This is a genomic window from Stenotrophomonas sp. Ste96, assembly GCF_024519495.1.
GTDB classification, from domain to species: Bacteria; Pseudomonadota; Gammaproteobacteria; order Xanthomonadales; family Xanthomonadaceae; genus Stenotrophomonas; species Stenotrophomonas bentonitica_A.
Genome location: NZ_JALJRX010000003.1, coordinates 497,456 through 508,755 on the forward strand (window position 1 = coordinate 497,456; position 11,300 = coordinate 508,755).

General features: G+C 67.8%; 8 protein-coding genes. 2 read left to right on the forward strand and 6 right to left on the reverse strand.

From position 1 onward, the window contains the following. The first annotated feature begins 24 nt into the window (after window positions 1-24). Both purF and OC373_RS11650 read left to right on the forward strand, forming a co-directional pair. A complete protein-coding gene (purF, locus tag OC373_RS11645) occupies window positions 25-1,491 on the forward strand; it encodes an amidophosphoribosyltransferase (RefSeq protein WP_019185825.1) in 1,467 nt (488 codons plus the stop codon). A 9-nt stretch (window positions 1,492-1,500) separates the two neighbouring features. Continuing rightward, window positions 1,501-2,361, forward strand: coding sequence for a ferritin-like domain-containing protein (locus OC373_RS11650; RefSeq protein WP_261997724.1), 861 nt, complete (start codon window positions 1,501-1,503; stop codon window positions 2,359-2,361). On the opposite strand, the gene OC373_RS11655 is transcribed toward OC373_RS11650, so the two are convergent. The 6 genes from OC373_RS11655 to ppx form a co-directional block, all read right to left on the reverse strand. After that, the gene (locus OC373_RS11655; RefSeq protein WP_261997725.1) at window positions 2,334-3,821 is read right to left on the reverse strand and encodes a DUF2235 domain-containing protein; all 1,488 of its coding nucleotides are present in this window, start codon (window positions 3,819-3,821) and stop codon (window positions 2,334-2,336) included. The two genes, OC373_RS11650 and OC373_RS11655, sit on opposite strands and share 28 nt — an antisense overlap. An 87-nt stretch (window positions 3,822-3,908) precedes the next feature. After that, window positions 3,909-4,652 (reverse strand): UDP-2,3-diacylglucosamine diphosphatase, encoded by a 744-nt coding sequence (gene lpxH, locus OC373_RS11660; RefSeq protein ID WP_019185822.1) that lies wholly within the window; start codon window positions 4,650-4,652, stop codon window positions 3,909-3,911. Between the two features lie 85 nt (window positions 4,653-4,737). Further along, a complete protein-coding gene (locus OC373_RS11665) occupies window positions 4,738-5,271 on the reverse strand; it encodes a phosphatase PAP2 family protein (RefSeq protein ID WP_019185821.1) in 534 nt (177 codons plus the stop codon). Further along, window positions 5,252-6,391 carry a glycosyltransferase family 1 protein gene (locus OC373_RS11670; protein ID WP_070426708.1) on the reverse strand — a complete coding sequence of 380 codons (1,140 nt, stop codon included), beginning with the start codon at window positions 6,389-6,391 and terminating at the stop codon, window positions 5,252-5,254. The genes OC373_RS11665 and OC373_RS11670 overlap by 20 nt, the downstream gene beginning before the upstream one ends. A 147-nt stretch (window positions 6,392-6,538) precedes the next feature. Continuing rightward, window positions 6,539-9,448 carry a TonB-dependent receptor gene (locus OC373_RS11675; protein ID WP_261997726.1) on the reverse strand — a complete coding sequence of 970 codons (2,910 nt, stop codon included), beginning with the start codon at window positions 9,446-9,448 and terminating at the stop codon, window positions 6,539-6,541. Between the two features lie 230 nt (window positions 9,449-9,678). Beyond that, window positions 9,679-11,205, reverse strand: coding sequence for an exopolyphosphatase (ppx, locus tag OC373_RS11680; RefSeq protein ID WP_019185818.1), 1,527 nt, complete (start codon window positions 11,203-11,205; stop codon window positions 9,679-9,681). Between the last annotated feature and the right edge of the window lie 95 nt (window positions 11,206-11,300).

An 11,300-nucleotide genomic window follows, 5' to 3' on the forward strand; every position in this document is an offset into this window, starting at 1 on the left:
GCAGCCCAGCGGAGAACTCGCACCATGTGTGGCATCGTCGGAATCGTCGGCAACCAGAACGTCGCCGGGCAGTTGTATGACGGCCTGACCGTCCTCCAGCATCGTGGCCAGGACGCGGCCGGCATCGCCACCGCCGATGGCACCCGCCTGCGCGTGCAGAAGGCCAATGGCCTGGTGCGTGATGTGTTCGATGCCAAGCGGATGTCCACGCTGGAAGGCCGCGTCGGCATCGCGCATGTGCGCTATCCCACCGCCGGTTCGGAAGGCATGGACGAGGCGCAGCCGTTCTACGTGAACTCGCCGTACGGCATCGCGCTGGCCCACAACGGCAACCTGATCAATACCGAAGCCCTGCGCCAGCAGGTGTTCGAGCAGGACCGCCGCAACGTCAACACCGATTCGGACAGCGAAGTGCTGCTGAACGTGTTCGCCTTCGAACTGGACGCGCAGCGCCAGCTGACCCCGGAAGCGGCGATCCGCGCCGTGGCCGCCGTGCACCGCCGGGTCAAGGGTGGCTATGCGGTGATCAGCGTGGTGCTGGGCCTGGGCCTGGTCGCCTTCCGCGATCCGCATGGCATCCGCCCGCTGGTACTGGGCAAGCGCGCCCATGCCGAAGGCGATGAATACATCGTGGCCTCCGAATCGGCCGCACTGGACGTGCTCGGTTTCCAGCGCGTGCGCGACGTGCGCCCGGGTGAAGCGCTGGTCATCACCGCGCGCGGCGAGCTGTTCTCCGAAGTCTGCGCCGAGCCTGTCGAGCACAGCCCGTGCATCTTCGAGTACGTGTACTTCGCGCGCCCGGATTCGATGATCGACAACGTGTCGGTGCACAAGGCGCGCATGCGCATGGGCATCAAGCTGGGCGAGAAGATCCTGCGCCTGCGCCCGGACCACGACATCGACACCATCATCCCGATCCCGGATACCTCGCGCGATGCCGCGCTGGAGATCTCCAACACCCTCGGGGTGAAGTACCGCGAAGGCTTCATCAAGAACCGCTACATCGGCCGCACCTTCATCATGCCGGGCCAGGGCGAGCGCGTGAAGTCGGTGCGCCGCAAGCTCAACCCGATCCACCTGGAGTTCCGCAACCGCGTGGTGCTGCTGGTGGATGACTCGATCGTGCGCGGCACCACCAGCCAGCAGATCGTGCAGATGGCGCGCGACGCCGGTGCCCGCAAGGTCTACCTGGCCAGCGCCGCGCCGCCGGTGCGCTACCCCAACATCTACGGCATCGACATGCCGGCGGCCGAAGAGCTGGTCGCGCACAATCGCAGCATCGAGGAAATCGAGAAGCACCTGGGCTGCGACTGGCTGATCTACCAGGACATCGAGGACATGGAAGCGGCGGTGAGCGAAGGCAATCCGGAGCTGAAATCGTTCGATTCCTCGTGCTTCAACGGCGTCTACCCGACCGGGATCGAGCCGGGCTACTTCGAGCGCATCCAGCAGCTGCGTTCGGACGATGCCAAGCACAAGCGTCGCGCCTGAGGGCAGGGCATGAATGACGTGTTGGACAGCGCGGCCGGCGATCTGCTGCAGGCCGCGCAGCAGTGCCTGGCCGAGCCGGATCCGCTGCGCAAGGTTGCCTTGACCCAGCACTATGCCGTGCAGTTCCGCGCCGGTCGCCTGAAGGCACCGGCCGATGCGCCGCCACCGGCGCCGATCCGGATGCCGGGCCGCCCGGCCAGGCCGACCCTGGTCCACCCGCGCGATCTGCCGCGGCGTGGCCTGGGCAGCGTGGAGGGGCGTGCCGCCTTCGTGCATGCCATCGCGCATATCGAACTCAATGCGATCGATCTGGCCTGGGATGCGGTGTACCGATTCCGCGGCCTGCCGACGTCGTTCCATGCCGACTGGGTCAGTGTGGCCGATGACGAATCGCGCCACTTCATGCTGCTGCACGACCGTCTGCAGGCCAACGGCTACGCCTACGGCGATTTCGACGCGCACAACGGCCTGTGGGAAATGTGCGAGAAGACCGCGCACGACGGGCTGGCGCGCATGGCGCTGGTGCCGCGCGTGCTCGAAGCGCGCGGGCTGGATGTCACCCCGGGGATGATCGTGAAGCTGCGTGCCGGTGGCGACCATGCCACCGCCGATGTGCTGGAGATCATCCTGCGCGAAGAAGTGGCGCACGTGGCCGCCGGCTCGCGCTGGTACCGCTGGTACTGCACGCGTGAAAACGTCGAGCCGCGACCGCGGTTCATGGCGCTGCTGAAGGAATACGCCGGCGGCTTCCTCTATGGCCCGTTCAATCTCGAAGCGCGCCTGCTGGCTGGCTTTGATGAGGAAGAACTGGCCGAGCTGATCGAACAGACCGAGCTGCGCGGTCAGGTGTTGGCCAGCACCACGCGCTGACCGCTCGCGGTCGGCCGGTTGACGTAGAACAGGCCCGGCCCGGGTCGATACGGCAACTCCCGGGTGCTTTCATCGGCGGCGTAGAGCAGCGCGGTATCGCCCAATGCATCGAAGTTCCAATGTGCTGACTGCATCAGGTAGCGCTGGCGCAGCAGCAGCTCCTGCGCGGCGTCCAGCGGCTGGCCGGCCAGCAGCCGCGCTGCGATCGGTTGCAGCTCGATCGGCAACGCCAGCGCAGGCAGTTGGTCGGGCGAGGTCGTCCACGCCACGCCCGCCGCGGCGGCGCGCTGGTGCAGCAGCCGCAACGCGATGAACTGGTAGCGCGCATCGATCTCGCGGCGCAGGACGACCGCCGCGTACCCACGCAGGGTGAGTTGCGGCAGCACGCTGCGGCTGCCGGCGATGCGCTGCTGCTGCCACTGGTGCCAGACATCGACCCAGATCGCGTCATCGCCCAGGCCGAGCGTGCGCTGCCAGCGGCGGCAGGTTGCCTGCGCGGTGCGGTAGACCGTGCTCGCGCGCAGCAGTGCCAGCGGCGGCACCGCGCCTGGCGCCAGCCCGGTACCCCGCAGCAGCTGCCCCTGCGGGCGGCTCAGCAGTTTGGGCCCTTCGATACGCTGGTCGTAGCCGCCGCCAATGTTGGCGTGCACGCCCGGCAGGGCGATCTCTTCGTGCTCGGGCGCCACGCTGGTAAGCGCGAAATGCTCGCGGTGTTCATCGCGGGCGACCAGCTGCACCACCTTGTCCGCACAGCCGGGGCGCAGCGCGAGCGCCGGCATCTCATCGCGGTGCTGGCGGCCGATCGCCACCACGGTATCAAGCAGCCCCACGAAGCGTACCGGCCGCGCGGTGGCGGGGAATCCCGGCGCCAGCGCCCAGCCCGAGCGCACCAGCTGTTCGCGCAGCCACGCGGCACCGGCGGGCGCATTGAGCACGTTCACCACGTCGCGTGCACTGGCCGCGCCACGCGAATAACCGAACAGATCCACCCGCACGCTGCCCAGGGTATGACCGGGCTGCGCGCGGGCCAGCTGGCGCAGCGCCTCCGGCAGCAGCTGCTCCAGCGCGCGCCGTCGTTTGGCGCGTACGCCGGTGCGCCCGATGCCGAACGCCAGCCCCATCAGGTCGTCTTCCTCGCCGGTACGCGTGCCCACGCCTTCGATGTAGATCGACAGCGCGAGGGTGCTTCCGGCGGGCGGCAGCTGCCGATGGTCCGGGTACAAGGCGTGCAGCCGCGCGATGTTGGTCAGGCCGTTGCTGTAACTGCTGGTCAAGCGGCTCTGGTACGGCGATGCATCATCGGCGACCACCGCAGGTGGGCGCGGCGCACGCGTGGTGGCACCGGGCGGGCGCGAGGCGCGCTGCAGGTTGTCGGCGTTGTTGCGGGTGCCGTCGAAGAACAGGCCGATGTGCAGCGACACCGTCGGCGCCGTCGTCGGTTGGGTAGCTGCCACCGCCATATCGTCCCTGTTCCCCGAGGATGCCCGGCTAAGGTAGCGCGGAAGCCCCGCGCCGGAACAGCACGGCAGGCAGGGCCGCTGCCGGCGTCAGCTTGCCAGCGAATCCAGGGTCCAGCCGTCCGGGGTGACGCGCAGCACCGAGCCCTGTTCGTACCAGTCGCCCAGCACGATGCGCGTGCAATCGCGGCCCCCGGCCTGCAGGGCATGGATGGCGGGGCGGTGGGTATGGCCGTGGATCATGGTGTCCACGCCGTAGCGGCCGAAGGTAGCGTCCACTTCCGCCGGCGCGACATCGGTGACGGTCTCGAACTGGGCACGGTCACCCTGTTTCATTTCCGACTGGCGCGCCTGGCTGGCATCGCGGGCCTTCTGCGCGAAGGCAATGCGCGCGGCCAGCGGCTGCGACAGGAACTGCGCCTGGAAGACCGGGTCGCGGGTCTGTGCGCGGAACTGCTGGTAAGCGGTGTCGTCGGTGCACAGCAGGTCGCCATGCTGCAGCAGCACCGGGCGGCCGTACAGATCGATCACACTCGGGTCGGGCAGGATCGTGAATCCCGCGCGGCGCGCATAGTCCTCGCCGACCAGGAAATCGCGGTTGCCTCGGATGAAGTACACCGGCACGCCGGCGTCGGCCACGGCATGCAGCGCGACCGCGACCGCATCGGCGGCCGGGGAGGGCGTGTCATCGCCGATCCAGGCTTCGAACAGATCGCCCAGGATGTACAGGGCATCGGCCTGCATCGCTTCATCGCGCAGGAACGCCAGGAACAGGTCGGTGATGGCTGGACGACTCGGGTCCAGGTGCAGATCGGAGATGAACAGCGTGGTCATGCCCGCATTGTAAAACGGGATCACGGGCGAGGCATCGCTGCAGGGTGAAGCGCCTGGCTGCGTCAACGCAGCACGGCCATGGCCGCTACAGCGGCAGCCACTGCAGGCTGGCCGCCGCCAGCAGGGCGGCAATCCCGGTCGCGGCCAGCACATCGCTGGGGTAATGCAGCCCCAGCACGACCCGCGACAGCCCGATCAGCATCGTAAAGGGCACCAGCACCGGGGCCAGCCACGGGTAATAGGCCAGTGCCACGATCGTGAAGGACACCGCGTGCAGGGTGTGCCCGGACGGGAAACTGAACTCGTCCAGCGGCGCCACCCAGGCGCGGATGCGCAGGTCGGCCGCGTAGGGCCGCGGGCGTCGCGTCCAGCGTTTGAGGCCTTTGTACAGCAGCAGGGCCATCAAGCCGGTGGCGGCCATGTGCAGCGAGGCACGCAGGCCGTCCAAGCCATCCAGCAGCACCAGCGCCCCCATCAGTGCGTACCAGAAGGCGCCATCGCCCAGGCGGCTGATCACCGCGAAGGCATGGCGGATCCGGCGGTGCCGGCAATAGTGGTTGGCGCGGCGGCACCAGCGCGTTTCGCGGCCACGCAGGGCGTCAAGCGGCGTGGTCGGCATGTGCCCTCCGGGCGTGGGCCAGTTCAGCGAGCAGCGCATCGAACTCGGCGACCACGTGCTGCGGATGCAGGCGCTTCATCGCCGTGGCGGCGTTACGGCCGAGCCGGTGGCGTAACGTATCGTCGCCGGCCAGCTGCACGGCGGCGGTCACAAACTCGCTGTCGTCATTCACGGCGATGCCGTTCTCATCGGTACGCAGGTATTCGCGGGCGGCGCCGTAGTCGAAGGCGACCGTGGCCAGTCCGCTGGCCATGGCTTCAAGGGTCACGTTGCCGAAGGTCTCGCTGCGGCTGGGGAACAGGAACAGATCGCCGCTGGCGAAATGCCGCGCCAGCGCATCGCCGCGCTGCACGCCGCAGAAGATGAAGTCCGGGTTGTCGTGGGCCAGCCTGGCGCGCGCTGGGCCATCGCCGACGAAGATGAAGCGCGCCTTCGGGCGTACCTGCTGCAGGCGGCGGAACGCTTTGACCGCCAGCCCGAGATTCTTCTCCGGGGCGATGCGGCCGACATGGATCGCCGCGAATCCGTTGCCGTCGATACCCCATTCCTCGCGCAGCGCCGGGTCGCGCCGCTCGGGTTCGAACTGGCTGCTGTCCACCGCGCGCGCCAGCAGACGGACGCGGTCGAAGCCCTGCTCGCCGAGGAACTGCTGCAGCTCCTGGGTCGGCACCAGCGTCGCATCGGCCTGGTTGTGGAAGCGGCGCATCCAGCGCAGCGCGGCGGCCTGCAGCCAGGCCACGCCGTAGTCGGGCAGGTATTCGTCAAAGCGGGTATGGAAGCCGGTCGCGACCGGAATGCCGAGGCGTCGCGCGGTGCGCAGTGCCGACCAGCCCAGTGGGCCTTCCGTGGCGATGTAGATCGCGTCCGGCCGCTGCTGCTGCCACTGGCGGCTCAAACGGGCGGGCGCGGGCAGGCCGAAGCGCAGGCCGGGGTAGCGGGGCAGGTTGGCGCCGGTGACCAGGACGGTGCCTTCGGCGTTGTCCACATCGGACGGTTGCCGGGGCCGGACCAGATCCACCTGGTGGCCGGCGGCACGCAGCCCCAGTTCCAGGCCCTGCACGGTCAGGGCGACGCCGTTGACTTCCGGGGGATAGGTTTCGGTGACGATGGCATAGCGCATGGCGGGCCTCCGGTATGCCACGCATGCTGGGGCCGGGCGATGTAGCCGACATGACCGCCGTATGACGCCGGCATGACGCGCACGCCGGCAGAAAAACACCACGGCCCCGAAGGGCCGTGGTGATCGAGCGAGGTTACCGGGCGGCGATCAGAAACGCTGCTGGTACTTCATGTACAGGAAGCGGCCGATGTCGTAACCGCCGTAGTACGAGAACGTCGAGTTCGGCTGGGTGTACATGATCGGGCCGTACTTCTCGAACACGTTGTTGGCACCGACCGAGACGGTGGCGTCCCACGGCAGGGAGTAGCGGAACTGCACGTCGTGGAAGGTGACCGAGCCGCGCTCGTTGTAGTCACGCGAGCCGGCATACCACGGGGCCTGCACGCCGGGGTCGGAGCACTCGTCCGGTCGGGCTCGTGCGTTGATGCAGCGTTCCTTGACGCCGGAGTAGTAGCGGGCGGTCCAGCTGGCGCCGAAGTTGCCCACGTCCCAGCCCAGGGTCAGGTTGGAGCGCACGCGGAAGCCGCTGCCGATGCCGTTTTTCGTTTCGGGCACCACGTCAGCGTCGTTGGTGGTGCGCTCGAGGTAGGAACTGACATAGGTCGTCGTCCACCCGGTGCTCAACTTGCCATGGCGGGTATCCAGGTGGTGGCTCAGCTCCAGGTCGTAACCTTCGGTTTCCAGGAAACCGGAGTTGCGCCTGCCGTACGTCAACTGGTCCACGATGCCGGTGACCGGATCGCGGGTGAAGCCGCTGCAGCGCGAGGTGATGCCCTGCTCATAGCAGTCGCGCAGCATGTCGTTGGGGTGATCGTTGACGATGGTGTTGTCGATGCGGACCTTCCACCAGTCCAGCGCCACGTTGAGGTGGGGCACGAAGGACGGGCTCCAGACCAGGCCCAGCGTGCGGCTGGTCGAGGTTTCCGGCTGCAGGTCGGGGTTGGAGCCGTTGGTGAACGGCACCGGGGTCTGGTCGCTACTGCTGGTGATCGGCACGCCGCCCTGGCGCAGCTGGCGGTAGGCGTCGGCATTGGCGATGTCGGCGGCGCACCGGGCACGCACCTCGGCACTGCTGGCCGAGGCCCCGTAGACGGTGTCGCAGGGGTCACGGTAGCCGGTGGTGAAGGTTTCCGAACCGCCGCCATACAGATCGGAGATGGTCGGCGCGCGGAAGCCCTGCGCCCATGTGCCGCGCACCAGCAACTGCTCGATCGGCTTCCACTTGAAGCCGAACTTGCTGTTGAGGGTGGTGCCGAAGGTGCTGTAGTCCGAGTGGCGGGTGGCGGCGCTCAGGCTCAGCTCGCGCGCACCCGGCAGGTCGGCCAGGATCGGCACGCTGAGCTCCAGGTAGGCCTCATTGACCTTGTAGCCGCCCCCGGTCGGGCCGGCGGCCAGGTTGGTGGTGGCACCGCTCTGGGCCAGCGCATCGGGGATGAACTCACCGGCCTCCTTGCGCGTTTCCACGCCGAAGGCGAAGCCCAGATCACCGGCCGGCAGGGTCATCACCGTACCGGCGATGCTGGCGAACGCATTGCGGGTGGTGGTCTTGCCGCGCGTGATTTCCGGCGGGAACAGATGGTCGATCAGGGCCTGGTTGCCGCTCAGCCCATTGGGGTCGTTGCTGCCATACGGCGCCAGCGGGTTCCACGGCATGCAGCCCGCGATCGGTGCGCCCGGGACGCCACATTCCACCTTGCCGGTGGCCTCGTTGTAATACGACGGGCCGACCGCGTTCTTGACCCGTTCCTTGTGCAGATTGCCGGTCGACCGCTGCAGCAGTTCGCTGCGGTTGTACTGGTAGCCCACTTCCCAATCGAAGTAGCGCTCGCCCACCTCGAAGCTGCCTTCCAGCGCGGCCACGGCGCGCCAGGTGGTCAGCTCGCTGGTGCTGACCCGCGGAACCTCCCAGGCGCGGCGGTTCCAGGCGATGTCGGTGGGGGTGTCATAGCCGTGGTGGTTGCCGAACGGATTGAACCAGCTGTCGGCCGACATCCGCCCGATACCGGCGGTGGCGGACTGCAGCGGATAGCCGGCCACCTGGCGCGTGGAGGTGCGCTCGTTGTAGCCCAGCTGGGTGGTCAGGCGAATGTCATCGGTCAGGTCCAGGCGGCCATCGAGGAACAGCGAATCGCGCTTGAGCGGCGAGATCAGGTGCATCTGCTCCTGTGCGTTGCTGACATCACCGGTGAACGGGGTCAGATCGCTGAGATGGTAGTTGGCCGGGTTGGTCGGGTCGGCGCCGCGATCCAGCGAATAATTGCAGCCCGCCGCGGCGGTGCAGCCCGGGCCCCTCAGGCCAGTGATCTGGCCCCACTGGCTGAGCTGGGTCCAGTTGTCGCCGGGGTGGCGGGTGGTGTTCGGGAATTCGCTGAACCAGCGGTTGCGTGCCCAGACGCCCTTCTCTTCGGTGTGCTCGGCCGAGAAGGTCAGCGAGGCACGGTCGTTGGACCAGCCGGCCACCACATCGACACTGGTGCGCGCGCCATCACCTTGGCTGTACTGGCCCTGGTAGACGTTGGCGGTCACGCCGCTGACGTTGCTGCGGGTGATGATGTTGATCACGCCGGCCATCGCGTCCGAGCCATAGATCGCCGAGGCGCCATCCTTCAGCACCTCCATGCGTTCGATCGCCGAGACCGGCACGCTGGAGATGTCCTGGTAGCCGCCGGTGTTGATGCCCAGACGCTTGCCGTTGATCAGCACCAGAGTGCGTTGTGCGCCCAGGTTGCGCATGTCGATGTAGGTGCCGCCGGCGTTTTCGCCGGCAGCGAGCACGTTGGAGCGGCTCAGCGCCGGGCTGCCGACCGCGGTCAGGTTCTGCAGGATGTCGGCAACTGAACTGAAGCCCTGCCGCTCGATGTCGGCGCGGCTGATCGCGAGCACCGGCTGGGCGGACTCGACATCGACCTGGCGGATGCGCGAGCCGGTGATCTCGATGCGGTCCAGGGTGGTCGGGGTGGCGTCCTGGGCGAGGACGGCGGTGGATGCCAGGCCAGCAGTGCCGGCGACCAGGGCCAGGCGGATCGCCTGCCCCAGCGGGGTAGTGGATGAAGACATGATCGACTCTCTCTCTAATCGGAACGACGTCCAAGAAGTCGGCGGACCCAAGTACCGCCTTCTTCAAAAATCCAGCCCAATGAAGGCCGGTGTTCCGAGAGTAGATCGATTCGTTAAGCGTTCATGAAGGACATGTGAGGTCGTTCTCACAAATACGTCATGGGCCGTGCGTTCTGCGAATTCGGTCCACGAATTGCTGCAGACGCACGTTTGGAAGCGGGTGGAAAGCGTCAGGCGACAAAGGGGCGGAACTGCACACCGAGCCCGGCCATGCCTTCGGTTTCCCCGATCAGGTCCGCGCGCAGCAGCGGACGCGCATCGATGTACGCCTGCGGCAGGATCAACGACAGGCGCGCGTCCTCGGCGGTCAGTTCCAGCTTCGGCATCGGCGTGTCTTCGTGCGCGCGGTTGAGCAGCACCGCCAGGCGCAGCAGGGCGGTCATGCGCCGTGCCGGTTGCAGCAGACGCTCGGGCAGCGCATCGAAGGCGGACTTGGAAATATTGCGGCGATGGCTGCGCACGAGCGCGGCGAGCAGCTGCTGTTCCTGCCGCGAGAAGCCGGCGATGTCCGAGTTCTCCAGCACGTAGCTTCCATGCACGTGGTAACCGCTGTGCGCGATCATCAGGCCAAGCTCGTGCAGGCGCGCGGACCAGCCGAGCATGCGCGCATCGTCCGGGTCCAGCTGCCAGCTTTCCTCGACCTGGGCCAGCAGGTTCATCGCGGTGTTCTCCACGCGATCGGCCTGGACGGTATCGATGCCGTAGCGCTGGGTCAGGGCTGCGACCGACTCGTCGCGCAGGTCGTTCTCGCTGGCGCGGCCGAGGATGTCGTACAGGATGCCTTCGCGCATCGCCGCCTTGCTCACCAGCAGCTTCTGCAGCCCCAGCGCCTGGAAGGCCGCCTCGAGCACCAGGATGCCGCCGGCGATGATCGGGCGGCGATCGGCGGACAGCCCCGGCAGATTGATGTCTTCGATGCGTTTGGCCTTGAGCAGCTCATCGCGCAGCTGCGGCAAGGCCTCGGCGGTGATCGCGCCCTTGCTGAGCTTCATGGTGGCGCAGATTTCGCTGATCGCCTTGTGCGTGCCCGACGAGCCCAGCGCTTCGTGCCAGCCGAGCGCGCGGTACTTGTTGGCGAACTGCTGGAACTCCGCGCCGATCTCGGTCAGTGCGTCCTTCCAGCGCTTCTTGCTCAGCTTGCCGCCGGGGAAGAAGCGCCGCGTGCTGGCGATGCAGCCGGCCTGCAGACTTTCGCGCTCCAGGGTCTGCATGCCCTGGCCGATGATGAACTCCGTGGAGCCGCCACCGATGTCGATCACCAGCCGGCGCTGGTCCGGCTTGGGCGGCTGCGCATGGGCCACGCCCAGGTAGATCAGGCGCGCCTCCTCGCGGCCGCTGACCACTTCGATGGCATGCCCGAGCGCGGTTTCGGCCGGCATCAGGAAGGCCTGCGGCGAGCGCAGCTGGCGGACCGTATTGGTGGCCAGGGCGCGGACCCGCACCGAGGGGATCGCGCGGATGCGCTGGCCGAACCGGGCCAGGCATTCCAGCGCGCGCTGGCGGGCTTCGGCGGACAGGCCGCCCTTGCCATCCAGGCCGTCGGCCATCCGCACGGTCTCGCGCAGGCGGTCGACCACCCGCAACTGCCCGAGGGTGTATCGCGCGATGACCATGTGGAAGCTGTTGGATCCCAGGTCGATGGCGGCGAGCAGGTCGCCATCCTGCAGAGCGGGCGGTGTCGTGGAGGTATGCGGCATTTGCGAATGTTAGCCGAACGGTGGGTCGCGAAGTCACCGCGCGCCCTTCACATGGGCAGGCTGCGACGACCGGTCGCATCGAAGGGGCAGGCAAT

What these genes read in the sequence shown, in the direction of transcription:
- purF (WP_019185825.1), top strand. Translation starts at nt 25, where the DNA reads ATGTGTGGCATCGTCGGAATCGTCGGCAACCAGAACGTCGCCGGGCAG.
- OC373_RS11650 (WP_261997724.1), top strand. Translation starts at nt 1,501, where the DNA reads ATGAATGACGTGTTGGACAGCGCGGCCGGCGATCTGCTGCAGGCCGCG.
- OC373_RS11655 (WP_261997725.1), bottom strand. Translation starts at nt 3,821, where the DNA reads ATGGCGGTGGCAGCTACCCAACCGACGACGGCGCCGACGGTGTCGCTG.
- lpxH (WP_019185822.1), bottom strand. Translation starts at nt 4,652, where the DNA reads ATGACCACGCTGTTCATCTCCGATCTGCACCTGGACCCGAGTCGTCCA.
- OC373_RS11665 (WP_019185821.1), bottom strand. Translation starts at nt 5,271, where the DNA reads ATGCCGACCACGCCGCTTGACGCCCTGCGTGGCCGCGAAACGCGCTGG.
- OC373_RS11670 (WP_070426708.1), bottom strand. Translation starts at nt 6,391, where the DNA reads ATGCGCTATGCCATCGTCACCGAAACCTATCCCCCGGAAGTCAACGGC.
- OC373_RS11675 (WP_261997726.1), bottom strand. Translation starts at nt 9,448, where the DNA reads ATGTCTTCATCCACTACCCCGCTGGGGCAGGCGATCCGCCTGGCCCTG.
- ppx (WP_019185818.1), bottom strand. Translation starts at nt 11,205, where the DNA reads ATGCCGCATACCTCCACGACACCGCCCGCTCTGCAGGATGGCGACCTG.